At 70.1% G+C, this 24,896-nt stretch carries 30 protein-coding genes; 26 read left to right on the top strand and 4 right to left on the bottom strand.

Going from position 1 to position 24,896, the window contains the following annotated elements:
• Nucleotides 1–46 precede the first annotated feature (46 nt).
• The 12 genes from ACVTJA_RS25470 to ACVTJA_RS25525 all read left to right on the top strand — a co-directional run bounded on the left by ACVTJA_RS25470 (nucleotide 47) and on the right by ACVTJA_RS25525 (nucleotide 8,372).
• Nucleotides 47–670 (top strand): PP2C family protein-serine/threonine phosphatase, encoded by a 624-nt coding sequence (locus ACVTJA_RS25470; RefSeq protein ID WP_465839895.1) that lies wholly within the window; start codon nucleotides 47–49, stop codon nucleotides 668–670.
• The gene (locus tag ACVTJA_RS25475) at nucleotides 667–915 is read left to right on the top strand and encodes a hypothetical protein (RefSeq protein ID WP_465839896.1); all 249 of its coding nucleotides are present in this window, start codon (nucleotides 667–669) and stop codon (nucleotides 913–915) included. The genes ACVTJA_RS25470 and ACVTJA_RS25475 overlap by 4 nt, the downstream gene beginning before the upstream one ends.
• Entirely contained in the window at nucleotides 912–1,142 is a 231-nt protein-coding gene (locus ACVTJA_RS25480; protein ID WP_465839898.1) for a double-stranded RNA binding motif domain-containing protein, read from the top strand. The genes ACVTJA_RS25475 and ACVTJA_RS25480 overlap by 4 nt, the downstream gene beginning before the upstream one ends.
• Nucleotides 1,139–2,734: a DGQHR domain-containing protein DpdB gene (gene dbpB, locus ACVTJA_RS25485; RefSeq protein ID WP_465839900.1), complete on the top strand. Its 1,596-nt coding sequence runs from the start codon at nucleotides 1,139–1,141 to the stop codon at nucleotides 2,732–2,734. Before ACVTJA_RS25480 ends, dbpB begins: the two co-directional genes overlap by 4 nt.
• Nucleotides 2,731–3,072: a LexA family protein gene (locus ACVTJA_RS25490; RefSeq protein ID WP_465839902.1), complete on the top strand. Its 342-nt coding sequence runs from the start codon at nucleotides 2,731–2,733 to the stop codon at nucleotides 3,070–3,072. The genes dbpB and ACVTJA_RS25490 overlap by 4 nt, the downstream gene beginning before the upstream one ends.
• A complete protein-coding gene (locus ACVTJA_RS25495; protein WP_465839903.1) occupies nucleotides 3,065–4,084 on the top strand; it encodes a DUF5131 family protein in 1,020 nt (339 codons plus the stop codon). Before ACVTJA_RS25490 ends, ACVTJA_RS25495 begins: the two co-directional genes overlap by 8 nt.
• Nucleotides 4,077–4,763, top strand: a complete 687-nt coding sequence (locus tag ACVTJA_RS25500; RefSeq protein ID WP_465839905.1) for an ASCH domain-containing protein — start codon at nucleotides 4,077–4,079, stop codon at nucleotides 4,761–4,763. Before ACVTJA_RS25495 ends, ACVTJA_RS25500 begins: the two co-directional genes overlap by 8 nt.
• Complete coding sequence (locus tag ACVTJA_RS25505; protein WP_465839907.1) at nucleotides 4,760–5,254, top strand: hypothetical protein; 495 nt, start codon at nucleotides 4,760–4,762, stop codon at nucleotides 5,252–5,254. Before ACVTJA_RS25500 ends, ACVTJA_RS25505 begins: the two co-directional genes overlap by 4 nt.
• Nucleotides 5,251–5,439, top strand: a complete 189-nt coding sequence (locus tag ACVTJA_RS25510) for a hypothetical protein (RefSeq protein WP_465839909.1) — start codon at nucleotides 5,251–5,253, stop codon at nucleotides 5,437–5,439. The genes ACVTJA_RS25505 and ACVTJA_RS25510 overlap by 4 nt, the downstream gene beginning before the upstream one ends.
• Nucleotides 5,436–7,397, top strand: a complete 1,962-nt coding sequence (locus tag ACVTJA_RS25515) for a DNA cytosine methyltransferase (protein WP_465839911.1) — start codon at nucleotides 5,436–5,438, stop codon at nucleotides 7,395–7,397. Before ACVTJA_RS25510 ends, ACVTJA_RS25515 begins: the two co-directional genes overlap by 4 nt.
• Before the next feature lie 91 nt (nucleotides 7,398–7,488).
• Complete coding sequence (locus tag ACVTJA_RS25520) at nucleotides 7,489–8,154, top strand: hypothetical protein (protein ID WP_465839913.1); 666 nt, start codon at nucleotides 7,489–7,491, stop codon at nucleotides 8,152–8,154.
• Entirely contained in the window at nucleotides 8,151–8,372 is a 222-nt protein-coding gene (locus tag ACVTJA_RS25525; RefSeq protein WP_465839915.1) for a hypothetical protein, read from the top strand. The genes ACVTJA_RS25520 and ACVTJA_RS25525 overlap by 4 nt, the downstream gene beginning before the upstream one ends.
• A 1,328-nt stretch (nucleotides 8,373–9,700) precedes the next feature.
• Here ACVTJA_RS25525 and ACVTJA_RS25530 read toward each other — a convergent pair.
• Nucleotides 9,701–10,504 (bottom strand): AlbA family DNA-binding domain-containing protein, encoded by an 804-nt coding sequence (locus tag ACVTJA_RS25530; protein ID WP_465839917.1) that lies wholly within the window; start codon nucleotides 10,502–10,504, stop codon nucleotides 9,701–9,703.
• Between the two features lie 213 nt (nucleotides 10,505–10,717).
• Here ACVTJA_RS25530 and ACVTJA_RS25535 point away from each other — a divergent pair, with 213 nt between their 5' ends.
• Both ACVTJA_RS25535 and ACVTJA_RS25540 read left to right on the top strand, forming a co-directional pair.
• Nucleotides 10,718–11,191, top strand: coding sequence for a hypothetical protein (locus ACVTJA_RS25535; RefSeq protein ID WP_465839920.1), 474 nt, complete (start codon nucleotides 10,718–10,720; stop codon nucleotides 11,189–11,191).
• A gap of 620 nt (nucleotides 11,192–11,811) precedes the next feature.
• Nucleotides 11,812–12,336, top strand: coding sequence for a hypothetical protein (locus ACVTJA_RS25540; protein ID WP_465839922.1), 525 nt, complete (start codon nucleotides 11,812–11,814; stop codon nucleotides 12,334–12,336).
• 47 nt (nucleotides 12,337–12,383) lie between these two features.
• On the opposite strand, the gene ACVTJA_RS25545 is transcribed toward ACVTJA_RS25540, so the two are convergent.
• The 3 genes from ACVTJA_RS25545 to ACVTJA_RS25555 all read right to left on the bottom strand — a co-directional run bounded on the left by ACVTJA_RS25545 (nucleotide 12,384) and on the right by ACVTJA_RS25555 (nucleotide 14,879).
• Nucleotides 12,384–12,686: a hypothetical protein gene (locus tag ACVTJA_RS25545; RefSeq protein WP_465839923.1), complete on the bottom strand. Its 303-nt coding sequence runs from the start codon at nucleotides 12,684–12,686 to the stop codon at nucleotides 12,384–12,386.
• A gap of 555 nt (nucleotides 12,687–13,241) precedes the next feature.
• Entirely contained in the window at nucleotides 13,242–13,961 is a 720-nt protein-coding gene (locus ACVTJA_RS25550; RefSeq protein WP_465839924.1) for an IF-2 protein, read from the bottom strand.
• Between the two features lie 576 nt (nucleotides 13,962–14,537).
• Nucleotides 14,538–14,879 carry a hypothetical protein gene (locus ACVTJA_RS25555; protein ID WP_465839926.1) on the bottom strand — a complete coding sequence of 114 codons (342 nt, stop codon included), beginning with the start codon at nucleotides 14,877–14,879 and terminating at the stop codon, nucleotides 14,538–14,540.
• A 124-nt stretch (nucleotides 14,880–15,003) separates the two neighbouring features.
• On the opposite strand from ACVTJA_RS25555, the gene ACVTJA_RS25560 reads away from it, so the two are divergent.
• The 12 genes from ACVTJA_RS25560 to ACVTJA_RS25615 all read left to right on the top strand — a co-directional run bounded on the left by ACVTJA_RS25560 (nucleotide 15,004) and on the right by ACVTJA_RS25615 (nucleotide 24,871).
• Nucleotides 15,004–15,639, top strand: a complete 636-nt coding sequence (locus tag ACVTJA_RS25560; protein WP_465839928.1) for a terminase small subunit — start codon at nucleotides 15,004–15,006, stop codon at nucleotides 15,637–15,639.
• Nucleotides 15,636–17,249, top strand: coding sequence for a phage terminase large subunit family protein (locus ACVTJA_RS25565; protein WP_465839929.1), 1,614 nt, complete (start codon nucleotides 15,636–15,638; stop codon nucleotides 17,247–17,249). Before ACVTJA_RS25560 ends, ACVTJA_RS25565 begins: the two co-directional genes overlap by 4 nt.
• A 207-nt stretch (nucleotides 17,250–17,456) precedes the next feature.
• The gene (locus tag ACVTJA_RS25570; protein WP_465839931.1) at nucleotides 17,457–18,923 is read left to right on the top strand and encodes a DUF4055 domain-containing protein; all 1,467 of its coding nucleotides are present in this window, start codon (nucleotides 17,457–17,459) and stop codon (nucleotides 18,921–18,923) included.
• Nucleotides 18,920–19,360, top strand: a complete 441-nt coding sequence (locus ACVTJA_RS25575; protein ID WP_465839933.1) for a hypothetical protein — start codon at nucleotides 18,920–18,922, stop codon at nucleotides 19,358–19,360. Before ACVTJA_RS25570 ends, ACVTJA_RS25575 begins: the two co-directional genes overlap by 4 nt.
• A complete protein-coding gene (locus ACVTJA_RS25580) occupies nucleotides 19,361–20,578 on the top strand; it encodes a minor capsid protein (protein ID WP_465839935.1) in 1,218 nt (405 codons plus the stop codon). It begins immediately after the preceding gene.
• 37 nt (nucleotides 20,579–20,615) lie between these two features.
• A complete protein-coding gene (locus ACVTJA_RS25585) occupies nucleotides 20,616–21,368 on the top strand; it encodes a hypothetical protein (protein ID WP_465839936.1) in 753 nt (250 codons plus the stop codon).
• Nucleotides 21,369–21,536: 168 nt separating this feature from the next.
• Nucleotides 21,537–22,454: a major capsid protein gene (locus ACVTJA_RS25590; protein WP_465839937.1), complete on the top strand. Its 918-nt coding sequence runs from the start codon at nucleotides 21,537–21,539 to the stop codon at nucleotides 22,452–22,454.
• 116 nt (nucleotides 22,455–22,570) lie between these two features.
• Complete coding sequence (locus ACVTJA_RS25595) at nucleotides 22,571–23,104, top strand: hypothetical protein (protein WP_465839938.1); 534 nt, start codon at nucleotides 22,571–22,573, stop codon at nucleotides 23,102–23,104.
• A gap of 27 nt (nucleotides 23,105–23,131) precedes the next feature.
• Nucleotides 23,132–23,623 carry a DnaT-like ssDNA-binding protein gene (locus ACVTJA_RS25600; protein ID WP_465839940.1) on the top strand — a complete coding sequence of 164 codons (492 nt, stop codon included), beginning with the start codon at nucleotides 23,132–23,134 and terminating at the stop codon, nucleotides 23,621–23,623.
• Nucleotides 23,620–24,006: a hypothetical protein gene (locus tag ACVTJA_RS25605; protein ID WP_465839942.1), complete on the top strand. Its 387-nt coding sequence runs from the start codon at nucleotides 23,620–23,622 to the stop codon at nucleotides 24,004–24,006. The genes ACVTJA_RS25600 and ACVTJA_RS25605 overlap by 4 nt, the downstream gene beginning before the upstream one ends.
• Nucleotides 24,003–24,452, top strand: a complete 450-nt coding sequence (locus ACVTJA_RS25610; protein ID WP_465839944.1) for an HK97 gp10 family phage protein — start codon at nucleotides 24,003–24,005, stop codon at nucleotides 24,450–24,452. The genes ACVTJA_RS25605 and ACVTJA_RS25610 overlap by 4 nt, the downstream gene beginning before the upstream one ends.
• A complete protein-coding gene (locus tag ACVTJA_RS25615; RefSeq protein ID WP_465839945.1) occupies nucleotides 24,449–24,871 on the top strand; it encodes a phage tail terminator-like protein in 423 nt (140 codons plus the stop codon). Before ACVTJA_RS25610 ends, ACVTJA_RS25615 begins: the two co-directional genes overlap by 4 nt.
• The last annotated feature ends 25 nt before the right edge of the window (nucleotides 24,872–24,896 follow it).

Below are 24,896 nucleotides of genomic sequence, written 5' to 3' on the forward strand. Positions count from 1 at the left end.
CGCGGCCTGCTCGGAGCGCGGGAGGCGTGCCCACCACGAGGATGCGGTGGGGCACCGTCCAGGACCTGAGACGGCGGTATACGCGGTCGCGGACGGGCTGGGCGGGCACTCGGGCGGTGACGTCGCCGCGCAGCGCGCCGTGGCCGCCGTCCTCGATTTCGTGCCAGGGCCCGGGGACCTGGCCGGCATCGCCCGGGGCGCGGTGGGCCTCGCGCACGAGCTGGTGCTCGATGAGCAGAACCGGACGGGCCTCGACTGCCGCACCACGCTGGCGCTGCTGCTGGTGCGCGGCGAGCGCGCGGTGGTGGCGCACGTGGGCGACTCCCGCGTGTACCGGCTGCGCGCCGGAGTCCTGGAGCAGCTCACCCAGGACCACCGGCATCCCATCCGCCGGAACGTTGTCATGCGCTCCCTGGGCAGCCAGCGGTACGAGGAGAACGCGCCGGTGCCCGACGTCCGGGAGCTGGACGTGTCCTCCGACGACGTCTTCCTCCTCACCACGGACGGCGTGCACGACACGCTCGGCAACACAGGCATCCGCGAAGTGCTGAGCGACGTGGCCGAGCTGGGCACGCGTTGGGCCGCCGAGGAACTGGTGCGCCAAGCCCTGGAGCAGGGCAGCTCCGACAACTGCACCGCCCTGGTGCTGCGCGTTGGAGGTGGCCGGTGAGAACCGTCATCGCCTTGCTCGCGGCGCTCGCCGCCGGCTGCCCGACGGAGCCCTCGTACACGCCCCGGCCGGGCGCCTGCCACTACGTGGAGTGCAGAGGCCTCACGTGGCTGCCTGGGTACTGGCAGTGCGCGGTGGTCTCGGACGGGGTCGCGCGCGTGTCCTTCGGCACCCGAGAGGAGGCCGAGTCCTTCATCCAGCGCCACGGGCTCCTCTCCTGCGCGGGGAAGGCGGTGAGGCCGTGAGTCGCCCGGGACACTTCAGCAGCATCTCCATGCGCGGCCCGCTCGGGCATGTCTGCACGCTGCGCGCTCCCGGCATCGAGGTGGAGTGCCACGCCCGCACGCGCCAGGACGCGGAGGCGAGCGCGGCGCTGGCCCTCACCCAGGAGTTGCGCCGGCGCGAGCAGGCCGCGTTCCGCGCGGGGCGCCTCCTTCAGTCCTACTCGCTGTCCACGCGGAGTCCCGCATGAGCACACCCCTGCGAATCGTCCTCGTGGGCTGCGGCGCGAAGAAGGCGGACAGGGCCACGGTTGCGTCCGAGCTCTACACCGGGCCTCTCTTCCGGAGCGCTCTGGCGTACGCGCTCGCGCGCTACCCCCGCGAGAAGGTCTGCATCCTCAGCGCGCACCACGGGCTGCTCACGCTGGACGCCGTGGCCGCACCGTACAACGTGCACCTGGCGCAGCTCTCCGAGCAGGAGTGCGAGACGTGGGCGGAGGGTGTGGCCGCCGAGCTGCGCCGGCGCTTCCCCGTCGAGACGGCCGAGGTAGAGGTGCTGGCGAGCCGCCTGTACGTGGAGACACTGCGCCCCCACCTGCCGGTGGGGTGGAAGGTGTCGGCGCCGCTGGCGGGGCTCACCGCGCTGGCGTGGCGAAAGTGGCTGCGGCAGGCACGCGAAGCCGCCCGCACGTCGAATCACCCTGACAAAATTCGGGTGCCGGCGGTAGAGATGGAACAGTCGCCCGGACGGCGCCTGTACCTCTTCGCCGTCGACGGGAAGCGGGTGCCAGAGTTTGCCACCGTGTCCCGCGTGCGCCGCGCGGACGGGCATCTGCAGGGCTACCAGCGGCCCGAGGCGCTGGCCCACGTCCAGGCCATCCGCGCGTACGTGGAGAGCGCCGCGCCGCTGATGCCCAACGCGGTGGTGCTCGCGTTCGACAGCCGTGTCCGCTTCGAGGCGCTCACTGCGGAGGCCACCGGCCCGGCACGGCACGGGCACCTCGTCATCCCCCTGGTGGCGGGGGAGGGCGCCCCTGGCTTCATCGTGGATGGGCAGCAGCGCCTAGCCGCCGTGCGCGAGGCGGAGGTGGCTTCTTTCCCGCTCGCGTGCTCCGCGTTCATCACCGACGACGTGGGGCATCAGGCGGAGCAGTTCATCCTCGTCAACTCGACGAAGCCGCTGCCGAAGGGCCTTATCTACGAGCTGCTGCCCAGCACCCGCGGTGCGCTGCCGGACGCGCTGGAGCGCCGCCGTTTCCCCGCCGCTCTGGTGGAGCGGCTCAACCTGGACGAGGGCAGTCCGCTGCGCGGCCTGGTGAAGACACTCACCAACCCCGGTGGGCTCGCTCAGGACAACAGCTTCCTCAAGGCGCTGGAGAACAGTCTGCGTGACGGCGTCCTGTACCGCTTCGCCGAGGCGGAGGGCGGGCCGGACGTGGACGGCATGCTGGCTCTTCTGCGCGCGTGGTGGGGCGCCGTGGCGAGCACCTGGCCGAAGGCATGGGCGAAGTCGCCGAAGGAATCCCGCTTGCTGCACGGCGCTGGCGTCGTGGCGCTCAGCTTCCTCCTCGATTCGGTGGATGTGCGGCTCAGGGCGGAGGTGGGCCGTCCGCCGCCGACTGAGGCGCAGTTCGCCCGAGAGCTGGCGCTGCTGAAGGACGAGTGCCGGTGGACGGACGGCGTCTGGGACTTTGGGCCCGGACGGCAGCGGCGGTGGAACGAGCTGCAGAACACCTCCAAGGACGTGGAGCTCCTCTCCAGCTTCCTCACGGTCACGTACCGCGAGCGCAGCAAGGACAAGCCCGCGCCGAAGGGCCGGGCACGAAAGGCAGGTGCCGCATGACGTCCTGCAACCGCCGTCCGCCTTTCGGGCATGACCCGTCCGGTGGAGTGCCCACGGAGCGCCAACTCGAGGTGCTGAGCTTCATCGACGAATTCAAGTCCGCGCACGAGATGGCGCCCACGCTGCGCGACATCTGCGTGCGCTTCGGCTTCTCCAGCACCAACGGCGCGAACGACTTCCTCATCCGGCTGGAGGGCTACCGACTCCTGACGCGGCAGGAGGCCAAGGCGCGCTCGCTGCGCCTCACCGAGTCGGGCAAGGCCGCCGTCGCGGAGTTCCGCCGGCAGCGCACCGCGGCCTCCCAGGTACTGCGGAAGGAGGGGGAGAGCCGTGTCTGACAACAGCGCAATCGAGTGGACCGACGCGACGTGGAACCCGGTGCGCGGCTGCTCCCGGGTGTCCCCGGGCTGTGGTGGCGGGACGCCAGGCTCGCTCAAGGGCGGCTGCTACGCCGAGCGCGTCGCGGCGCGCTTCTCAGGGCCGGGGCAGCCCTACGAGGGACTGGCGAAGTTCACGGAGGCGGGCCCGCGATGGACGGGCGTCGTCCGCGTCGTGGAGTCGATGCTGTTCCAGCCGCTCGCGTGGTCGCGCCCGCGCCGCATCTTCGTGAACTCCATGAGCGACCTGTTCCACGAGAGCCTGGCGCTCGCGGACGTGGACCGCATCGTGGCGGTGATGGCGATGTCGCCCCAGCACACGTTCCAGGTGCTGACGAAACGCGCCGCGCGGATGCGGGACTACTTCAACGCGCCCGACCTCGCTCATCGGCTCGGCGTCGTCATGGCTCGCATGCTGGAAGACAAGCCGCGCCTGCTCCGGAAGCGCGCAACGGTGCCCATTCAGCTCCCGCTGCCGAACGTGTGGGGCGGCGTCTCCGTGGAGGACCAGGTGCGCGCGAACGAGCGCGTGTCCGAGCTCATCGCCACGCGGCTCGCCGTGCGCTTCCTGTCCTGTGAGCCGCTACTCGGGCCGGTGAGCATCGGGCTTCTGGGGACGATGCCGAAGACAATCAGCCCCATCTACGCGCCGGTCCGCGACCGCATCCACTGGGTCATCTGCGGTGGCGAGTCGAAGGACGGGGCGAGGCCCATGGACCCGGCCTGGGCCCGCGCGCTCCGCGACGAGTGTGTCGCCGCCGACGTGCCGTTCTTCTTCAAGCAGTGGGGCGAATGGGCACCGCTGGAGGCGCTCAAGAGCGACCCGGCGCAGACGGCCAAGGTGCACGGCGGCAAGGTGCCGGAGATGCAGGTGGGCAACGCCACCGTGTATCGCGTGGGGAAGAACGCCGCCGGCCGCGAGCTGGACGGGCGCACCTGGGACGAGTTTCCCGCTGAGGTGCCCCGTGCGTGAGCACCGCTGTGAAAGCCTGCGCCACCCGGTGGGCTGGCCGGACGCGGACCTCTTCAAGTGCGTGGCCTGTGGCCGCTGGGTGGACGCGCACTGCGAGGGCTGGTTCGCCATGGACGGCGACACGGGGCGGTGCGACCCGTGCGAGTTCAAGGCCACGGGCCGCAAGGCGCCCGACCACGGCCTGCCGCCGCCTCGCGGCAGTTTGGGCCATGCGGCCCGGCTCGCCGCTGTCCCCGTCGACGTCCTCCCGCGCGGGGTGACGCTCATCCGCCCCTGGGCGTGGGCGGTGGCCTGCGCAGGGAAGGACGTGGAGAACCGCACGTGGGAGCCGTGGCGCTCCGCAGTGGGCGGGTGGCTCGCCATGCACGCAGGCCTGAAGTGGGACGAGGCGGCCCTGCCGTGGATTCGTGAGCGCGTGGACTCCCGGCGCATGCCGCTGCCTGCCAAGGGCGAGGACCCGAGCGGCGTCATCGTCGCGGTCGCCCAACTGGGCGCCGTCCTCACGAGCTCCGCGTCCCCCTGGTTCACGGGCCCATACGGCTGGCGTCTCGACAACGTCGTCCGTCTCCCCAAGCCGGTGCCGTGCAAGGGCGCGCAGGGGCTCTGGCAGCTTCCCGCTGACGTGCTCGCGAGCGTCCGGGCTGGGGTGGAGCAGCTCCGCGCGGAGGTCCGGCGATGACCTCCGCGAAGAACATGGCCGAGCGTCGTCCGTCGCTGCCTGGGTGGGCGGAACTCGACGCTCCGCGCTCCGGTGGCTCCGTGCTGTCGGTCAGCGCGTGGCGACGTACCAGCAGCGGCGCGCTGGTCATCTCCGCCCTGGAGCTGGCGGAGATGCCAGACCGGAGCGGTACCGGCCCCCAGTGGCACATCTCCGTGTCGCGCCTCGGTGGCCGCCCGCGTCCGGCGGACGTGCGCGCCTCGCTCCGGGCCTTCGGCCTCATCGGGGCTGAGGAGGACAATCACCACCCGGGCGTCGCGCGGCACTTCTGGCTGCCCGTAGACCCGGCCCACCGCGTGGACTGCGAGTGCAAGGAGGACGAGCAGCTCATCACGGAGTCGGACGGATACCGCTGGACGAACCCGCACGAGGGGGAGTGCCGCGGGTGCGAGCTGCAGCGTGCACTGGGCCGTCCGTGTCCGCTGCACGCCCAGAAGGGAGTGCCTCGGTGAGCCGCCGTGCCCGAACCCTCGGCCTCGCCGCGCTGGCGTGCGTGTGCACCTGCACGGGCGTCCACGCCGCCCGCGTCGAGCAGCACCTGCCTCACGCCGCTGCACTCGCGGCCGGCGCCGTCGTCGCCTTCCTCTCTGCGGTGCTCGTCACCGTTGCCTACCTCACCCGGAGCCGTCACCCATGAGCTGCATCCGCGAGTACGAGTACACCGTCGGCTACCTCTTCTGCGGCAGCGGCCTGGGGGCCCTGGGCCACGACGCGGCCAGCCTCTCCCTGGACGGGCACACCGCGCGCTGGCGCAACCTGGGCGGCGTCGACTTCGACGCGCTCGCCTGCGAGGACTTCCGTCGCCTCACCGGAGCGCCGGCCCTCTGCGCGGACGTGGCGGCCCTCACCCCTCAGCAGCTTCGCGCTTTCTGGGGGGCGCGCGCGCCGGACATGACGAAGTGGAGCCCGCCCTGCAAGGGGGCCAGCCAGCTTCTCTCCGTGGAGGCCAGCCAGTCCGCGAAGTACCAGGCCATGAATCGCCTCATGCTGGACGCGACACGTCTGGTGCTGGCTGCCTATCCAGAGCCGGACAACCGCCCGGCCCTCATCATCGTGGAGAACGTCCCCAGCTTCCGCACGCGGTGCCGGGAGACGTTGGCGGAGACCCTCCGCCTGCTGCGCGAAGCCGGGTACGTGGTGGACGTGCGCACGCACGACTTGGGCGCGGAGGGCGGGTTGGCGCAGCGCCGTGAGCGCTTCACCCTGGCCGCCCGCTGCCCGCGCCGATGCCCCGTCCCGGTGCGTTTGCCCCCGCCGAGGCGACTCCGCGGAGTCGGGGAGGTGCTGGGGCCGCTGCCCTGGCCGGACGACCCGCGTGCCGGGCGCATGCACCGGCTGCCCCGCATTGAGTGGCTCAACGCCGTGCGACTGGCTTTCGTACCGCCGGGCGGGGACTGGCGCGACTTGCCCACGCGGGGCGGTGTGGTGGAGTGGCTCGCCGCGCGCGGGCTGTGGCCGACGGGGGGGGACACCGCTGGCTTCCGCGCGCTGGTGGAGGAGCAGCTCGGCAACCCCGTGGCGCAGGGCCAGCAACGGCGGGAGGTGCACCGGCGCCACCCGGTGCAGGCCTGGGCGGAGGCGGCACCCACTGTGTCGGGCCCTGGCGGCGCCGGGCTGTGCGCGGTGGAGGACAGGCGGGTGGAGCAGCTCGCCCTGGGGCATGAGCCGCGACGCGGCGCGGAGGGCGTGGCTGCGTGGAATGGCCCGGCGGCCACCGTGCGCGGTGTGGCCCGGCATGACAACGGGGGCGCTGCGGTGGCGGATGCCCGGGTGGACGCGCTCGCCTTCGGCACAGGCCAGCGCGCCGGCTCCACGGGCGTCTACGAGTGGAGTGCGCCCGCGCGTACCGTCATCGCCACGCCCTACGTCAGCGGGGGGAGTGCGCCCGCCAGCGTCGCGGACCCGCGCACGCTCGAGCAGTTGGGCCTGGGCCGCACCGCAGAGGGGGCGGACACGTACAAGGGGAGGCCGGGCCTGCTGGGCGTCGGCTCGTGGACTGAGCCGAGCCCAACCGTGGTGGGGCGGGCCACCGTCTCCGGAGGCAATGCCCAGGCGGCCGTCGCGGATGAGCGCGCCCGCGAGGGGTTGGAGCGTCTGGGCGTCGGGGAGAATTGCCGGAATGGCTTCTACGGCGTCCTGGAGTGGGGGGAGCCCGCCCGCACGGTAACGGGCAGCCTCCAGCTCGACAACGGCCCAGCGGTGGTGGCGGACCCGCGGCTGCCGCAACCGCGCCCCCTCATCGACATTCGCATGGCGCTCGCCCTGCTTGCCGAGGGCTGGGAGGTGCCGCGCGGGGCTCTCATGCCCGCCATCGTCTCGCCGCTGTCCGGCTGCTGGCACCGGCCCCTCACCACGTTGGAATTGGCGGTGCTTCAAGGCCTGCCGCCGGTGGTGGGCGACGAGCCGCTCAGCCTGGCCGGCAACAGCGACAGGGCCTGGAGGGAGCGCATCGGCAACGGCATCCCCGTGGGCGGGGCGGAGGCGTGGGGCCGCAGCACCTTGGAGGCGTTGCTGCGCTCCGGCCTGGGCAACCCATGGAGCGCGTGGGGCGGTGGGCACTGGGTGGCCCCGGCGCTGGAGGGCTACGCGGCATGAGTCGCCAGTGCAGAAAATTGGGGATGTCAGGTCCGGCCGGTACCTGCGGCCCCATGACATCCCTCGTCGCCCTGTCCATGAGGAGCGTTGAATGAGTGCCTGCGCATCCAGCCCAGGCCGCGCGCCTCTCCTCGCCGTCGCCGTCCCGCCGGAATGGGCCTGGGCAGTGGCGGTGCGCAACACCGCCGTGCTCAACGCGCCCGACGCCCCGCCCAACGCGGCGCTGGGCGGCTACGTGGCAGTCTGCGCCGGCGCCGAGCACGAGCCCGCCCTCGTGCCGTGGGTGGCTACCTGGTGCGCGGTGGAGGTGCCCCCTGCCGCCGAGCTGCCTGTGTGTGCGGTGGTGTCGGTGGGGCGCCTGGAGGCCGTCTCCCAGCACCCGGACGGCCCGCGCGAGTCGCACTGGTACGTGGGCCCGGTGGGGCTGTGGCTGGCGGACGTGGTGCCTCTGCCTGAGCCGGTGCCCTGCCAGCCGGACCCGGTGTCCATGTATTGGACCTTGCCCGAGGATGTCCTCGCTGCGGTGCGCGCGGCCTACTCTGCGGTGAGGCAGTCCGATGCGGCCCGGTGGCAGGCGTACGAGAAGCGCGCATCCGCCGCCCTCAACACGCCAGCGCCCCCGGGGCTCCGCGAGCGCGTGCTGAAGCTCTGCACGTGTCGCCGGGCGATGACTCTGTGTCCCACCTGCAGGGCCTTCCGTTGCCCGTACCCGGCATGCCCGCCGCATGCATGCGCGCAGGAGGTCCGCCAGCCGTGAGTTGCCCCGAGGACAAGCAGCAGGGGAGAGGCGCCCCGGGCCGCGCCACATGCGAGCTCCACCACCTGACGTGCCAGTTCGGCTTCCGCGTGCTGACTGGCACCACCGGCCGGCCAGAGCGCGTGGAGGTGTCCATTCCCGGGTACCGGGCCACGTGGCGCCGCATCCCCGGGAGCTTCTACGAGCGCGAGCCCGACACCCGAGAGGAATCGCCATGACGTCGTGCGCGCGCCGCGAGGACGCGGCACCCACCGAAGCTCCTGACGACATCCCGCCCGGCCACGTGCGCCTGCGCTCCGGCCAAGTGGTGCCCGAGTCGCTGGCCGCCCAGGTGCTGCCCGCGCCCCAAGGCGCCGAGGCTTCGCTGAGGCTTCGTCAGGAGCGCGCCGGGCTGGCCACGCCTGCTCCTGCGTGCACCTGCGCCCGGGGCGAGTTGGAGGAACTGCTCGCGGCCCTGGCCGAGGAGCGCGCGTCCCGGGTGCGCATGGAGGGAATGCTTCAGCGGGCGCTCGACCTGCTCGCCCAGGCGCTGGAGTCCCGGCCCATCGGAGTCCCAGGGCAGGTGCCCGTCTCCCCCCAAAACGTGTCCCCGGCCGTCCCTCTCGTTGTCCCCTCGTCCCCGGGGGACGCGTCCCCCTCTGTCCCCCGGGGACGAGGGGACATGAAGGGGGGTAGGGGGGAAGCAGCAATAGCGACGACGAAGTCGGAGCGGTTGCGAGAGAGAGACAGACTCAAGAAACAGAGGAAGAGGGCGAGACTGAGAGCAGAGAAGGAAGCTGCTGCTGAAGGCGCGCACGAGGCGTCCCCCTCTGTCCCCCGTCCCCTGTCCCCCGGGGACGCGTCCCCCTCCGTCCCCCCGGGGGACATGTCCCCTCCGGCCCGCGCCCCGGCGCCGCCCGCCGTGCGCCGCAGTGCCCGGCCGGCATGGACGGACGACTCACCGCCGGGCCCGGAGAAACTCTTCTTCGCGTGGTGCCAGGAGGAGCGGCAGCGCATGTTCCCCAACGCCCTGCAGGAGCGCCCTCCTGCCGGTTGGGGCGCCTGGTACACCGAGGCGCTCGCCGTGGTGGGCGGGGACGAGGAGCGCCTGCGCGCGGCGTGGCACACATGGCTCGCTGACTCTTGGGGGCGGGGATGCAACCCGGTGTGCCCCGCGAACGCGTTCACCAAGGTGTGGCGCCGGCACGTCCCGGGCCAGGACGTCCCCGCCGAGGGGGCTCTGCCGCCGGTGCCCGCGAGCGCTGCGGAGGCTCGCCGCAGGTCTGCTCTGGGGGTGGGCCGTGGCGAGGAGCCGCCGCGCGTCGCGTGCGCCACCGGCTGCGGCGAGGTGAGCTGCCAGCTCGTGTGGGGCCACCCCCTGGCCGCCAAGTGCCTTGCGCGCTTGGAGGCGGAGGTGGCCACCTGGACTGGGGATAGCGTTAACGCGTGGGTACAGGCTGTGCGGGCCGGTTTGGCGCCTACAGCAAGTCATTCAGCATGAGTTGCCCAACTCTTCACAGCCTTATGCAGCCAGTTGATATTGAGCACTACTGCCACACCCACAGGTCTAAGGCGTCCAACGGGCGCGCATTTCATCCTCGTAGAAGAACGCCCCCTCGATCCTTATGGCCCAGCTTCCGACAATATCTTTCCATACGGATTGAACTGCATCCAGCGGCACCGACACAATACGCTCACCCATTGATGGGGTTTGCCTGTGGCCCTTGAGCGTGACGACGTTCTCGGCGGCTGCAATACCAATAACTTCTACAAAGTCGTAATAGGCAGACCTCGTGTACACTCGAAGCACCTTTCGCTCTGTCTCCGGAATGCCTTGAAGCAGTACTGCTGCCCGACGAGTCAGGGCGTGCATGATGAGAGGCAGGCTAGATGGCTGAAGCATAGTCGTGTTTGTTGCAGTGCGAAGTGGAAAGACAAAGCAATGACCGGCATATCCATCATTTTCGTCGCCGCTCAACCGAACGCCGACTGCCTGATCTGGGAAGGCCCACACGTTTGCGGCGACGACGAATCCTCCCTGGTGTGGGATCACGACCACGTCGAGCACTGGTGCTGGAATGCAACGCTGCGATGCTGCGTTCTGGAGCTCTGTCTTGATGCTGCTTGCTACGCCATGCGTTAATGGCACATAACCAGAGATTTTGCCGGTCGCCTTGTCCTCCTGCGCTCCAATCAAAAGAGTGCCGCCGTATGCATTTGCGAAGGCGGCAATGTCCTTTGCCATTTCAAAGTGATTCCATTGCTCTTTGCCGTTGGGAAATTTCTCCTTCTTCAGCACAGCCTTGAAATCTAGGGTGAGGCGCTCTTGACCGCCTCCTAATGGAGGCAGGTCGCTGGTTGAGAAGATCATAAGAGGAATATCCCAGCCCAATGAGGGGCTTTACAAGTGCGTTGGTGCGTGCACGCAATGATAATCCAGTCGAGGATGTGTTCAGAGGAGTGCGCATCGCAGTGGACATCGCGAAGCAATTCTGGAATCCGCGCCCATTCAATTCTGCAGTGCTGGCGCGTCGGGGCTGTGGCGCGTCCGCCTCACACTCGAGCTGCTGCCTGGAGGTGCTGCGTGACGGCCTGCGATGTCCTCACCTGCGCGGATGACCGCTGCAGAAGGCCGCTGCCAGCCGACGCGGACCCGCGCGCCCGCTACTGCACCCGTAAGTGCCTGCTGCGCGTCTCCGCCCGCACCGCCGCGCGAGCACGCTCGAAGACGGGCACCACCAACCGACAGCCGGCCTTCATCCGCCGGCTGCGCGCCGAGGTGCCCGAGGGGCTGTGCGTCTACTGCAAGGAGCCCCTCGCTCCGCGCCAGCGCTTCATGTGCGCGAAGCCGAAGTGCCGCTCTGCCTACAGCGCAGACCACCGGCGCGAGACGCGGACGATGCAGGAGTCGGGGGCGGACGACATGGAGGACAGCCCCGGAGCGGTACTCGCCGCGGAGCTACGCGCCAGCACCGTGCAGCTATCCGCGAAGCTCGACGCGTTCCGGGCGCGGGTCCACGAGTTCTGCGCCAGCGTGCTGGTGGGAGGGGTGCGGTGAGCTGTGCGATGAGGTAGACCCGGCCATCATGGCGTTGCCGAAGCTGGAGGCCTGATTGCGGTCGGCCTGTGTCTCAAAATCCAGTGCGGCACATCAGCTGGCGCCTGTGCACGCGTTAATGCCATTGTGTCTGACTATAGTGTGTCAGATTTTTTGCTGCCAAACTCAATGTCCCATGCAACAACTCATGTGGCTCATGCGTATGTGGGCGAGCTATGAAAGGGGCATGGGGCTGTGCGAACAGACATTATTGAACAGGCAATGTGGTTTATTGTGCATCTTCGACTCTCTCGGATGAGGGGGTACCTTGATGCAATGCGAGAACTCTCTGCGAGACATCCTTCAGGACATGATGCTGATGCTGCGCGCGACGAACTCCGCCGTCTCATGCGGGCCTATAACGCGTGGCGGCTCATGGGGAGTGAGCGGCGTCTGCGTCTTGGGTTGTTTTTTCTCGGTGCGGCCCATCAATAGCTGGCTTCGTGGGTGCTGCCATTGGGTGTCATGCGATAGCCTTCTGGCGATGCCGCGACAGAAAGTGATGTCTCCCCGGTGAATCGGCTGATGGTTGCGGCCCGTGTCCTCCTCTCCATCGAGAGTTGACGGCGAGGAGGACACTGATGATCTGCATCCGCTTCGAGGTGCCCGTGGTGACAAAGAACCCCACCAACCAGCGCGAGCACCCGATGGCCCGGCACCGCCGCGCGAAGGGCCAGCGGGACGCCACGGGCTTGCTGTGGCCTGGGTGGAAGGGCCCGGCCCTCCTGGTGGTGCGCCTCACCCGGGTGGCGCCCCGCCGCCTGGACCGGGACGACAACCTGCCGGCCGCGTTGAAGTCTGTCCGCGACGAGGTGGCTCGGCAGCTCCGCGTGGACGACGCGTCGCCCCTTGTCCGGTGGGTGTACGCGCAGGCCCAGGGCACGCCCACGGTGATGGTGGAGTTGGCCTGGGGGGACGACGAGCTCGCCGCGGCCGTTCGCGCCCAGGATGCGCTGACACCGCCTCCTCCGCCTGTGCCCGCTGAGCCCAGGGCCCAGCCCCCGGCCCGTTCGCGCACTGCGAAGAAGGCGCCCAAGGCCGGTGGAGTGTCCCGCTCGTTCGCGGACATGGTGAAGCCGGCCTTCCGGAAGGGCGGTGTGCCGTGATGGCTGGCCGGCGGAGCGCTCCCGCCGGCCAGCTCTGCATCAGCGACCTACCGACGTCGCGGACGATGCCGCGCGCGCATGGGCAGGGGCTTCACGCTCTTCACGGCTTCCTTGGGGAAGAGCTCCAACTGCTCCGGTTTGAGCCGGAGGTCGAGTTCAAGCTGCGGCTTCGCAGGTGGTCGCTTGCCGTAGTCCCAGGTGGGCTTGCCCCGGATGGGGAAGGCCTTCTTGCCGTACTGCCATGCGTAGATGATCCGGCCGTTTCGCAGCCGGATTCGTGGAGTCCACCCGACGATGGGACGAGGGTCCGGCCGCAGGCGGCCCCGACTGCGCCGTGTAGCTGTGTTCACCACTGTGCGACCGCGTTTGAACGCGGTATGGGCTTGTTGTGTCGACAGTCTGCGTTTATCCTGTCGGCGTTCTTCGCTGTTCGCGCGGCGGGGACTGGCTGTGTCTGTGGGAGTTGGCGCTCTCCACTCAGCCTGAGGGGTCGGGCTCTTCTTCGGCCGACCCCTCTTCTTTTGTTGTGGCGGCCCGGTCGTGCTTCGGTCCATTTTCTCGCGACTCATTCGTTCTCCTGCGTGTGACTACCCAGGTGAGTGCTGGGAGTTTGAGGCAGACCATGTACGCTGCCTGTCGTTGGACAGGGCAGTGACCAAGAGAGCGACTTCTGCTCCCGAGACGGGCTGGTCTGTTCAGGCGAGGGGCCGTATTAAGCTGCTGGGCCCCTGTCGACGGACAACCGTGCGCCCGCTTTCACCGCACCGTCGACCGGCCACAAGCTATGGGGGGGCATTTTACGTGTCAACGCAAGACCCCGTAACTGGCTGGGCCCGATCATTGCAATCTATGATCGAGCTCCAACACGATTCGTCACGTTGTGATTACGACGCTTGGTGAGGAGCCTAGTGACTTGTTGTATGGGCTTCCTGAAATCCAACCTGAGCGGCTGGTCTGCGGCTGGATTTACGCGATTCCGCCCGCGTCCGGACCGTCTGGAACGGGCGTCTCGGGCGGTGCCGACGGGATAGGTGAAGGTGGGGCGATGGGCGTCTCGGGCGCAGGCTGCTCGGGGGCGCCCTGGGGCCGCTGAGGGTGTGGACGGCGCGGCGGAGAGCCTCCTCGAGCTCGCGGGCGGGCGGGGCGACGGTGGAGAGCAGCTGGTTGGCGCAGCGGGCGTGGCGGCTCTGGCTCTCCGCGGCGAGCTTGAGCTGGGTGAGGGCGTCGCTGACGAGCCTGCGGGCGTCCTCCAGCTTCTGGCGGGCCTGGTAGTAGGCGACGTCCGTCATGAGCTTCTGGAGCGTCAGGCGCTGCTCCTCGGTGATGCCGGAGAGCTTCTCCGCGCGGCGCAGGTAGTAGAGGCCCTGGTCCACCTTGGCGGGCTCGTCCGAGTTGATGCGCGGGCGGGCTAGCGACTCCAGGAGGGGGAAGAGGGCGCGGTCCAGATCGTCGCGCTCGGTGAAGCTGCGCATGGCGAGGGAGGTGACGTCCTGGCCCTCCACGGGGATGGGGGCATAAGCGTCCGCCAAGCGCGCGTCCCCGGGGCGGTAGGGCGCGGAGCCCGCCGGCGCGTTGCGGCCCTTCATCACCACGAACTGCCCGTCCACGAGAGACAGCGATGTCATCCTCGCCCCGCGCTGCCGTCTCCAGCGAAGCCTTCCAGGTGGGAGCCAACGAAGAACGGCCAGAAGCCTGCATCCACGACCGCGTCGAATGCGGTTGGCGCGGTCGAGTTACTGCGAGGCCGGCGTCCGGAGCAGCCGTGCCGGTCCATACCGTTGACGGAGGCTCGGCATTCAGCTCACCTTGTGGGGCGATGCCCTCCTGCCCACAGCCTAATCAGTGCTCCGAGGATGGCTGCCGCCGGCCCGCAGCGCCGCGGCACAAACGCTGCTGGGGGCACCTGAAGCGCGTGACGCGCAAGCAGTCCCTGGAGACGCCCCTCGCCGAGGCGTACTCCTCGCCGTGGGATCGCCTGACGGCTGCTGCCCTGGCGTACGCGGATGCGGCCGATGACGAGGAGGACTTCGTAAGGGCGCGGGACCGGCTCCGGAAGGCTGCGCTCGCATATGCCCGAGCGAGGCGCGCGCGGCTGAAGCGAGATGCCGCGCGAGAAAGGCCACAGAGTTCGGAAGGCCAGCTCACGTTCTGGCCGAAGGGCCCAAGGTGATTGGGCCCTTCGGGAGGCAGGCGCGGCGATGTTACCGCCTCTGCATTCTCTCCATCCTGGCCATGTTTTCGCGGGCTTGCTGCTGCTGCTCGAAGCGCTTGTATTCCTCGTTGGCAAGTTCGCTTCGGGTCTTCACGCCGCCCTTCCCAGATTCAGCTCGCCAGATGACCCGCATTCCAAGGAACATCCCCCCAATAGCGTCTTCAGGGCCCAATCTCGTGATGGCGGTGACCAGATCCCCGACCTCGTTGAGGGAGAGCTCCGCGAGGCGCGCTTCGAGCTCATCATCAACGAGCAGGAAGATGGTCTCGTCGGCGTTCCGACGCCGAGCTGCAGCCTTTTCTCTCATCAGTTCTGCTTTGAGTCCTGCCATACATCCTCCAGTAACGTGAACCACGTCGTTCTGTTCCACGGCCGTGGTGCCCGACCGCATGAGGGAGAACACGGGGCATGTGTGGGATATGCCATCTTCTCGTCGCTCCTCGCGCTGAAGTGTGGTGCGCCGGACGCTGTCCACGCTGCCCGGGAGACTGGGCACCGTGGCACGCGAGCGCACCAGGAAGCCCACCACCAGCACCGGCCGGGAGGCACCGGCTGAGTCGTCGCGCGAGCTGACGCCGAAGCAGGCCGCCTTCGTCCGGGAGTACTTGGTCGACTCCAACGGGACGCGGGCCGCCATCCGCGCTGGGTACTCCGAGCACTCCGCCGAGGTGACGGCCTCGAAGTTGTTAAGGAATCCCAAGGTCTTGGCGGCCGTGGAGGCGGGGCGGGCCGCCATCGACGCTGCCGTCCAGGAGAGCATCGTCGTTGAGGTGGTCGAGGTGCTCCGCGAGCTGCGGCGCATCGGCTTCTCCGACATCGGAGAGGCGGTCGGCGAGGACGGCACCGTGCTGTCGCTGAAGCGCATGCCGGAGGCCATCCGTCGCGCCATCTCCAGCATCGAGGTGGAGGCCCTCTTCGAGGGGAAGGGGGAGGAGCGCGTCCAGGTCGGCACCGTGACGAAGGTGAAGCTCTGGCCGAAGGACAAGGCGCTGGAGCTGCTGGGCAAGTACCTGAAGATGTTCACCGACAAGGTGGAGCTGGGCGGTGAGCTGAAGGTGAGCCACGAAGACGCGCTGGGGGCCCTGGAATGAGGGCGGCCCGTGCCAGCGGCAGGGTGCCCCTCCAGCGCCAAGTGGTGAGGGGCCGGGCACCGAGGGAGCTGAAGGCGCGCTCCGGCAGGGAGCGCCAGCGCCGGGGCCCCGTCGAGCTTCCCCCACGCGAGAAGGTCATCCGCCAGCGGCTGAAGGACGACTTCCCGCACTACGCCTCGCGGTGCCTGCGCATCCGCCCGAAGGAGGTGACGGGCGGGGACTTGCCGCCGCTGAAGCTCAACCGCGCCCAGGCCTTCATCCACGAGAGGCTGGAGGCGCAGCTGAAGCGCATGGGGCGCGTGCGCGCCATCATCCTCAAGGGGCGGCAGCAGGGCTGCAGCACCTACGTGGAGGCGCGCTTCTACTGGAAGGTGTCCCACCGCAAGGGCGTGCGCGCCTTCATTCTGACGCACGAGGACCCGGCCACCGCCAACCTCTTCGAAATGGCGAAGCGGTACCACGACAACTGCCCGGAGCTGGTGCGCCCCTCCATTGGCGCGTCCAACGCGAAGGAGCTCGTCTTCGACAGGTTGTCCTCCGGGTACAAGGTGGGCACCGCGGGCAGCAAGGGGACGGGACGCTCCTCGACGATTCAGTACTTCCACGGCAGCGAGGTGGCCTTCTGGCCCAACGCCTCCACCCACATGCGCGGCGTGCTGGAGGCGGTGCCGAATGCCGAGGGCACGGAAGTCATTCTGGAGTCCACCAGCGACGGGCCGCAGGGCCTCTTCCACCGTCTGTGCAAGGCGGCGCAGGAGGGCGCCAGCGAGTACGAGCTGATTTTCGTCCCGTGGTTTTGGCAGCCCGAGTACCGGCTGCCGGTGCCCGAGGGCTTCCAGCGCACCTCGGAGGAGGACAGGTACGCGGCCCTCTGCCTGGAGGCGCACGGCTACGAGTTGGAGGACGCGCAGCTCGCCTGGCGCCGCTCGAAGATTGCGGCCTTCGAGAAGGGCGTCCACGACTTCCGGCGCGAGTACCCGGCGACGGTGGAGGAGGCCTTCAAGGCGGCGGCGGTGGGCGCCCTGTGGACGCAGGAGTTGCTGGACAACGCCCGGGTGCCTGAGCTGCCGAAGGACGCGGAAGGGCGCCCGCTGCCCATGGTGCGCGTGGTGGTGGCGGTGGACCCGGCCGGCGGGGACGGCCCCAACAACGACGAGGTGGGCCTCGTCTGCGCGGGCAAGGCCACCAACGGCCACGCCTACGTGTGGCGCGACGACTCGGCGAAGTACTCGGCGGAGGGCTGGGCCACCAAGGCGCTGGCCGTCTACGAGAAGGAGAGCGCCGACGCGGTGGTGGGCGAGAAGAACTTCGGTGGCGACATGGTGGAAACCACCATTCGCAGCAAGGCCCGCGAGTCGCACAAGCACGTGCGGGTGAAGGTGGTGACGGCTTCGCGCGGCAAGGCGAAACGCGCGGAGCCGGTGGCGGCCCTCTACGAGAGGGGCCTCGCACACCACGTGGGCCGCCTCATTGCCCTGGAGGACGAGCAGACGACGTGGGTGCCGGGCGAGTCCACCTGGAGCCCCAACCGCATGGACGCCGCGGTGTGGGCCCTGACGGAGCTGATGCTGGGCGGCCCGGAAACCTTCCAGGTGGGGAGCTACCGGTGAGCGCCGCCCGTCTTCGTCTTCGCGAGAGTCGCCGCCCGCGTGCGCACGGGGTGCCGAGCGCCGCCCGACGGGACAGGGTGTGGGTCATCGTCCGCATGTTCTCGCACCTGGTGGACCCGCGGTACCGCCGCCTGACGCGCATGGCCTCCGGCGCAGGGGCGTACGTGCACCTGCGCCGAGCTGGCCATGCAGAGGGGAGGCGCTGACGTGGCCGCCGCCGACGTCAACACGCCGAGCAGCACCTACCGGGACATGCTGCCCGACTGGGAGCTGGTGCTGGCCCTGCTGGGCGGCACCCGTGCCATGCGCGCGGCCGGCACCCAGTACCTGCCGAAGTACGCCCGCGAGGAGGAAACGGCCTACCGGGAGCGCCTCCAGCGCACCGTCCTCTTCAACTACTTCGCCAAGGTGCTGTCCTTCCTCGCGACGCGGCCCTTCACGAAGCCGGTGCGCCTGGGCGACTCCGCGCCGGAGGAGTTGAAAGCCCTGGCCGAGGACGTGGACAAGCTCGGCAGCGACGTCACCTCGTGGGCCCGCCCCGTCTTCAAGGACGGGCTGGCCAAGGGCCTCACCCACGTGCTGGTGGACTTCCCCGCGGTGGACGCTGAGGCGGTGCGGACGCTGGAGGACGAGAAGCGCGCGGGACTGCGCCCGTACTTCGTCCACGTGCCCGCCGAGTCCCTCATTGCCGCCTACGTCGAAGTGGTGGACGGCGAGGAGCGCCTCACCCACGTCCGCATTCGCGAGTCCGAGGTGCGGCGCGAGGGCTTCGAGGAGGTGAAGGTGGAGCGCGTCCGCGTCCTGGAGCCGGACGCCTGGGCCCTGTACGAGCGCTCCGGCACCAGCGAGTGGGCGCAGGTGGACGGCGGGCCCAACAAGCTGGGCTTCATTCCCCTCGTCACCTGGTACGCGCACCGCGAGGGCTTCCAGCTCGCCAAGCCGCCGCTGCTGGACTTGGCGCACAAGAATGTCGAGCACTGGCAGAGCAGCTCGGACCAGCGCAACGTCCTCACGGTGGCGCGCTTCCCCATGCTGGCCGCCTCGGGTGTGGCGCCGCCGCCGGGGCGCGGCGAGGACGAAGGGGAGGGCGGTGGCCTGAAGGTGGGCCCGCACTCGCTCCTCACGACGGAGTCGCCGCAGGGGAAGTTCTACTACGTGGAGCACACCGGGGCGGCCATTGAGGCGGGCCGGCAAGACTTGGAGGACTTGAAGGAGGAAATGGCCGCGCTCGGCGTGGAGTTGCTCGTCCGGAAGTCCGGCGGCACCACCGCCACCGAGAAGTCCATCAACACCGCGCAGTCCCACTCCGAGCTGCAGGCCATGGCCGAGTCCTTCGGCGATGCCCTGGAGCTGGCCTTCTACTTCGCGGCCCGGTGGCTTGGGCTTGAGGTGGAGGACGGGGCGCTGAAGGTGGAGGTGCACACCGACTTCGGCCTCTCCGAGGGCGACGCGCAGGGGCTGGACGTCCTCTTCAAGGCACGCGCGGCCCGGGAGATTTCGCGGCGGGCCTTCCTCGGCGAGCTGAAGCGCCGCGGTGTCCTCGCGCCGGACTTCGACGCCGAGGTGGACGCGGACCTTCTCCAAGCCGAGGGGCCCGCGCTGGGCACCCTGCGCCCGCCGGCTGCCCCTGGCACGTCCCCAGGGCAGCAGCCGGCTCCGGGAGGCGCGTCATGACGGTGGCCCTCGTGGTGGCCGTGCTCGCGGCCCTGGGGAGCGCGGCCGGGTGGGGGCGTGCGGAGCGGCGGCGGAAGGCGGCCGAAGCGCGCCAGGCACTACCCGAGGACCTGGAGCGCCCGGGGGAGCGCGCAGCGGCGACTCCCCCAGCCTCGGCACCGGAACCCGGCGAGCCGGAGGGGCCGGGGCAGGTGAGCACGCTGAAGCCCTGGCAGGTGGTGGACTTCCCCCACTTCGTCGGCGTCCGCCACGCCAACGGCACCTGGACGCACGTCATCCTCAAGCCCACGGGCGAGGCGCTGGACGTCGAGGCCGCCGGCAAGCGCGTGGAGCTCCACGACAACGGCATCGAGTTCCTGCCCCCGGAGTCCGGGACGGCGGCCGTCCTCCCCTTCCGCGCGCGCGGGCCGGACGACTCACCCAAGGGAGGTGCATAGGTGGCCGGCCCCTCCCTCACCGCCAACGAGGCTCTCCTCGAGCGCACTCTCGCGCACGCCGTCCAGGTGGAGCGCTACAAGGCCGGCGTGGTGCACCGTGTGGTGGAGTTGCTCAACGCCACCGAGGACAGCCTCGCTGAGCAGCTCTCCGCCCGGCTGGAGCGGATTCTGGACGCGGGCGGCTTCGACGCGGGGCCCGTCACCACCGCGCGGCTGCAGGACATGCTGGAGGCGGTGGGCGGCCTGCGCGCGGAGGCATACGCCGCTGCCGCCGGCTACCTGCGCGAGGAGCTGTCCGTCTTCGCGGCGTACGAAGCCCAGTGGCAGTCGGCCGCGCTGCAGGAGACGCTCATCGTCGAGCTGTCCGTGGCCGCGCCCACGGCGGAGGTGCTGCACGCGGCCGTCTTCGAGAGGCCCTTCACCGGCGCCGTCTTCGAGTCCTGGGTGGAGTCCATGCCGGCGGCGGACCTGGAGCGCATCTCCCGGGCCGTCCAGGTGGGCGTTGCCGAGGGGCAGACGACGCAGCAAATCGTCCGGCGGGTGGTGGGCACGCGGGCAGCCTCGTACGCGGACGGCGTCACGGAGGCGAGTCGGCGCAGCGTGGAGACGCTGGTGCGCACCGGCCTCAGCCATGTGTCCACCCAGGCGCGCGAGGAGGTGTACCGGGCCAACGCGGACATCATCGAGGCGGTGCGCATGGTGGCCACGCTGGACGGGCGCACCACGGTGGGGTGCATGGCCCTGGACGGGAAGGTGTTCCCCGTCCGCGAGGGGAAGCGTCCTCCTTTCCACCCTGGCTGCCGCACCACCACGGTGCCCGTCATCGACGGGGTGAAGCTGGTGGGCGACAGGCCCGCCGTCACCGACGTGCGGACGCGTCGCCAGCGCGAGGTGGACTTCCGCGCGGAAGCGAAGGCGCAGGCGGGCGCGGCCTGGGCGGACATGTCCGAGAAGGAGAGGCGCGCGGCCATCGCCCGGCAGCGGGAGAAGTGGGCGCGGCAGCACATCGGCCAGGCGCCCAAGGGGCTGTCCTACGAGGACTGGCTGCGCCGTCAGTCCGCCAGCTTCCAGGACGAGGTGCTGGGGCCCACGCGCGGGCGTCTCTTCCGCGAGGGCGGCCTGCGCCTGGAGAGGTTTACGGACGCCAGCGGGAAGACGCTGACGTTGGAGCAGCTGCGCAAGGCGGAGTCTGCCGCCTTCGCGCGCGCGGAGTTGTAGCGCTACTGGCCCTCAAGGGCCGAAGGAGACGTGGCACATGGAGTTCGAGTGGCAGGCGGAGTTGGACGCGGTGGACATCGTCCCCGAGAAGTTCCGCGGGCTGTACGCGAAGGGGGAGGGTGAGGGCGCGAAGTACACCCTCGACGCGGACATGGTGAAGCGGCTGGACAACAGCAGCCTCACCACCGCGCTGAAGAAGGAGCGCGACTCCGCGAAGGAGTTGAAGGCGCTGGTGTCCGCCTTCCAGAAGCTGGGGAAGACGCCGGAGGAGGCGGAGAAGCTGGTGGGCGACTTGCGCGCGCAGTTGGCCGAGTCCCAGAAGGGGAAGGAGGGCGCGGCCGCGTGGGAGAAGCAGCGCACGGAGCTCGAGTCCGGACACGCCAAGGCGCTCGCGGAGAAGGACGCGACGCTGGAGTCCATGCGCAGCGCCCTCCACAAGCGACTGGTGCACGCGGAGGCGCTGTCCGCAATCACAGACGCCAAGGGCAGTGCCGCGCTTCTGTTGCCTCACATCGAGAGTTGTGTGAAAGTGGTGGAGGAAGACGGCGACTTCTTGGTCCGTGTTGTCGACGCGAAGGGTGAGCCTCGCGAGCACAAGACGGGCGGCTACGTGACGACGCGAGAGTTCGTCGCGGAGCTCAAGAAGAATCCTGACTTCGCTCGGGCCTTCGAGGGCACGGGTTCCTCCGGAAGCGGGATGCGACCGGGGGGCAAAACGGGCGGGACGCCCGGCAGTGAGGTGCTTTCCCCCTTGCAGCGCATCGCTCGGGGGCTTGCAGACAGGAAGTAACCGTCCCGGGTTCGCGTGACGCGGCCTGAGACAAACCGGGTGTGACGCCCGGAGCAATCACTCTCTCCCATTCCCAGACGTGTCTCTCGGGCTTCAGGCAGCCCTTGCCCGTGGCGCGTCCGCACGCCGTTGTCTCTTATCCCTCTCGCCGAGGAAGAAAGCCTTTCCATGCCTTCCGTTACGCTCATCGAAGCGGCCAAGCTGAGCCAGGACGACCTGGTGGCCGGCATCATCTCCAACATCGTCACCGTCGACAGGTTCTACGGCCTCCTCCCCTTCGAGCCGGTGGAAGGGCCGGCCGCCGTCTACAACCGAGAGAATGTCCTCGGTGACGTGCAGATGCTCGGCGTCGGCGGCACCATTACGGCGAAGGCGGCCACCACTTTCACCCAGGTGACGAGCGCGCTGAAGCGCATCGTCGGCGACGCCGAGGTGGACAACTTCGTCGAGGCGACGCACTCGGACACGACGGACCAGCTCGCTGTCCAGGTGGCCGGCAAGGCCAAGGCGGTGGGCCGCAAGTACGCCAACCTCCTCCTCAACGGGACGGGCGCGAATGACGAATTCGAGGGCCTGCTGGCGCTGGCCAGTGCCGGCCAGACGCTCATCGCAGGGCCCAACGGAGCGGCCCTCTCTTTCGGGCTGCTGGACGAGCTGCTCGACAGGGTGACGGCGAAGGACGGGAAGGTGGACTTCCTGATGATGCACGGGCGCACCATCCGCTCGCTGAAGGCGCTGCTGCGGGCGCAGGGCGGTGCCGGCATCATCGAGACGCTGGAGCTGCCGAGCGGCGAGGAGGTGCTGGAGTACGAGGGCGTCCCCATCTTCCGCAACGACTGGATGCCGACGAACCAGACGCAGGGCACCTCCACCAACTGCACCAGCATCATCGCCGGCTGCCTGGATGACGGAAGCCGGCGGGTGGGCATTGCCGGGCTGCACGCGAAGAAGGCGATGGGGATTCAGGTGAAGGACATCGGCGAGTCGGAGACGAAGGACGAGTCGATTACCCGCGTGAAGTTCTACTGCGGCCTCGCGGTGTACAGCGACCTCGCCCTCGCGGTGGCCCAGGGCGTCACCAACTAACCAGGCCTCTCCCAACGCCGGGTGGCAGCCAGGGGAATGCCGTCCCTGGCGTGCGCCTCCGTGCTGTCCAACCTCGTGCCCAGCCGGTGCTGGGCGCCTTCCATGTGGAGCATGACGTGACTTCGACGACTGGAAACCGACGCACCGTGGACGTGGTGCTGGTGGGCCCCCGAGAGGGGCAGACGTGCAGCCTCGCGGGCTTCGACTTCAAGGACGGAGTGGCGCAGGTGCCGACGAATGCGGCCACGGCCATTCACGTCCTCGGCAAGTACCACTCGGCGTACCCGAAGGACTCGCGCGAGTACGAGGAAGCCCAGTCGCGCTGGGAGCGCACCCGGGCCGCGGGCACCTCCGGGACGACGGGCGCTACCCCCTCCTCTGCGCCGGCCACCAGCGCGCCCGGAGCGACGGCCCAGGGCGCTGAGCTGGCGCGTGTGAAGGCGGAAGCCGAAGTCGAGCGCACCGAAGCCGAGGCGGAGATGACACGCCTCCGGGCCGAGCTGCGCAACGCCCGCGAGGCCCAGCGCGCCGCGGAGTCGAAGCTCGCCGACGCCGCCAAGCCGCAGGAGGCGAAGCCGGCCTCTGCGCCGCCGCCGCCCGCCGAGGAGCCGCAGAAGGGCGGCCGGGCCAAGAAGGCGCAGGGCGAGTAGTCCGCGAGCCCCACCAGAGGATACCCCATGCCCCTCGACGCAACCCCGGGCGGCCCGGCCGCCGACTCGTACTGCACGGTGGAGGAGGCCGACGCCTACCACTCGGCGCGCGGCCACAACACCGCGTGGAGCATGGCGGACGTGGCCACGAAGGAGCGGCACCTGAAGTGGGCCACGCGTCTCCTCGACGCCCACTACACGTACGTCGGGGCGCGGGCGAGCGCGGAGCAGGCGCTGGCATGGCCCCGGCGCAACGTGGTGCTGGACGGGTGCCCCGTCTCCGACGCCAGCGTGCCCCTGCAGGTGAAGGGGGCGGTGGCCGAGTTCGCCTTCCGCCTGCTGGGCGAGGACTGGACGGCGGGCCTGGGCCCGGTGGTGGACGAGGGTGTCCAGGTGGGGCCGCTGCGGACGTCGCCGGAGAAGCACGTGCCCATTCCCGCCCAGGTGGCGACGCTGGTGCGCCGGCTGGTGCGGGGCGGCACGGCTGGCCTCGGCAGCCTGGAGGTCCAGCGGGGATGAGCGCCCTGGCAGACAGACTGGCCCACAAGGCCCTCGAGCTGGTGAAGCGCTACGGCGAGGCGGCCACTCTCACGCGGCGCGTGGTGGGGGCCTACAACCCCGCCGATTCCGCGCCCTCGGCGAGCGCCACCACGCACCCGGTGCTGGTGCTGGTGCAGGCCGACAGCGGGCAGGGCCAGGAAGGCGACGCGCTGGCCAAGGGCACGACGGTGAAGGTGGGCCACCGCAAGCTGCTGGTGGCCGCCAGCGGGCTGCCGGTGGTGCCTGGCCCCGGTGACGAGGTGGGGCCGCTGGAGGGAAGCACCTGGCGGGTGCTGGGGACGGAGCCGCCGGTGCAGCTGCAGGGCACGCCCGTCCTCTACGTGCTTCGGGTGGCCTCATGACTCTCAAGCAGACGGACGCCCGCGTGCGGCGCGGGGCCGGCTTCACGCGCCAGGTGGAGTCCTTCGTCAATGCGGCGACAGGCAAGGCGAGCGAGGTGGTGCGCAAGGCTGCCCTCGGCGTGCTGGCCAACGTCGTCACCGCCTCGCCGGTGGACACCGGCCGCTTCCGAGGCAACTGGCAGGCCGGCGTGGGTGCGCGCCCGTCCGGAGAGGTGGAGGGCGCGGACAAGGACGGCAGCGCCACCGTGGCCGAAGCCCAGCGCGTCCTGGAGGGCGCGGAGCTGGGCGACTCCGTGTACGTCGCCAACAACCTGCCGTACGCGCGCCGGCTGGAATTCGGCCACAGCCAGCAGGCCCCGCGCGGCATGGTGCGCGTCACCCTCGCCAGCCTCCGCGAGATTCTGGCGGAGGCGGTGAAGGACGCGAAGGGAGGGCAGGGCCCGTGAGCACCGTCCTCCTCGACATTCAGCGGGCGCTGGAGCTGCACGCCCAGGCGGTGCTGGCGCCCGTGGTGGGGCAGGCGGTGGCCTACCCCAACGTCTCCTTCGCTCCGGCCGAGGGCGTCCCCTGGGCGAAGGTGGACCACCTGCCCGCGCGCACCGGCCCGGCCGGCGCCGGGGTGGACTCGCAGACGCGGCGCCCCGGCGTCTTCCAGGTGTCCCTCTTCTTCCCCTACGGCCAGGGGACGAAGGCGTCCACCGACGCGGCCCAGGCGGTGTGCGACGGCTTCAAGCGCGGCACCTCGCTGACTCGCGGCGCCACCACCGTCCGCGTGCAGTCCGTCTCCCCGGGCCCCGGCGCGCGCGAGGACACGTGGTGGGCCGTGCCCGTCTCGGTGTGGTGGTTGGTGCACTCCATGGATTGAGCCGCCCCACGCGGGCGGACGGAAG

This window comes from Pyxidicoccus sp. M6 (genome assembly GCF_055568925.1).

Excerpts from the sequence above, each read along its gene's own strand:
- ACVTJA_RS25550 (WP_465839924.1), bottom strand. The coding sequence starts at position 13,961 with ATGACATCGCTGTCTCTCGTGGACGGGCAGTTCGTGGTGATGAAGGGC.
- ACVTJA_RS25605 (WP_465839942.1), top strand. The coding sequence starts at position 23,620 with ATGAGCGCCCTGGCAGACAGACTGGCCCACAAGGCCCTCGAGCTGGTG.
- ACVTJA_RS25505 (WP_465839907.1), top strand. The coding sequence starts at position 4,760 with ATGACCTCCGCGAAGAACATGGCCGAGCGTCGTCCGTCGCTGCCTGGG.
- ACVTJA_RS25540 (WP_465839922.1), top strand. The coding sequence starts at position 11,812 with ATGATCTGCATCCGCTTCGAGGTGCCCGTGGTGACAAAGAACCCCACC.
- ACVTJA_RS25490 (WP_465839902.1), top strand. The coding sequence starts at position 2,731 with ATGACGTCCTGCAACCGCCGTCCGCCTTTCGGGCATGACCCGTCCGGT.
- ACVTJA_RS25530 (WP_465839917.1), bottom strand. The coding sequence starts at position 10,504 with ATGATCTTCTCAACCAGCGACCTGCCTCCATTAGGAGGCGGTCAAGAG.
- ACVTJA_RS25600 (WP_465839940.1), top strand. The coding sequence starts at position 23,132 with ATGCCCCTCGACGCAACCCCGGGCGGCCCGGCCGCCGACTCGTACTGC.
- ACVTJA_RS25575 (WP_465839933.1), top strand. The coding sequence starts at position 18,920 with ATGACGGTGGCCCTCGTGGTGGCCGTGCTCGCGGCCCTGGGGAGCGCG.
- ACVTJA_RS25590 (WP_465839937.1), top strand. The coding sequence starts at position 21,537 with ATGCCTTCCGTTACGCTCATCGAAGCGGCCAAGCTGAGCCAGGACGAC.
- ACVTJA_RS25610 (WP_465839944.1), top strand. The coding sequence starts at position 24,003 with ATGACTCTCAAGCAGACGGACGCCCGCGTGCGGCGCGGGGCCGGCTTC.
- dbpB (WP_465839900.1), top strand. The coding sequence starts at position 1,139 with ATGAGCACACCCCTGCGAATCGTCCTCGTGGGCTGCGGCGCGAAGAAG.
- ACVTJA_RS25565 (WP_465839929.1), top strand. The coding sequence starts at position 15,636 with ATGAGGGCGGCCCGTGCCAGCGGCAGGGTGCCCCTCCAGCGCCAAGTG.
- ACVTJA_RS25520 (WP_465839913.1), top strand. The coding sequence starts at position 7,489 with ATGAGTGCCTGCGCATCCAGCCCAGGCCGCGCGCCTCTCCTCGCCGTC.
- ACVTJA_RS25585 (WP_465839936.1), top strand. The coding sequence starts at position 20,616 with ATGGAGTTCGAGTGGCAGGCGGAGTTGGACGCGGTGGACATCGTCCCC.
- ACVTJA_RS25515 (WP_465839911.1), top strand. The coding sequence starts at position 5,436 with ATGAGCTGCATCCGCGAGTACGAGTACACCGTCGGCTACCTCTTCTGC.
- ACVTJA_RS25555 (WP_465839926.1), bottom strand. The coding sequence starts at position 14,879 with ATGGCAGGACTCAAAGCAGAACTGATGAGAGAAAAGGCTGCAGCTCGG.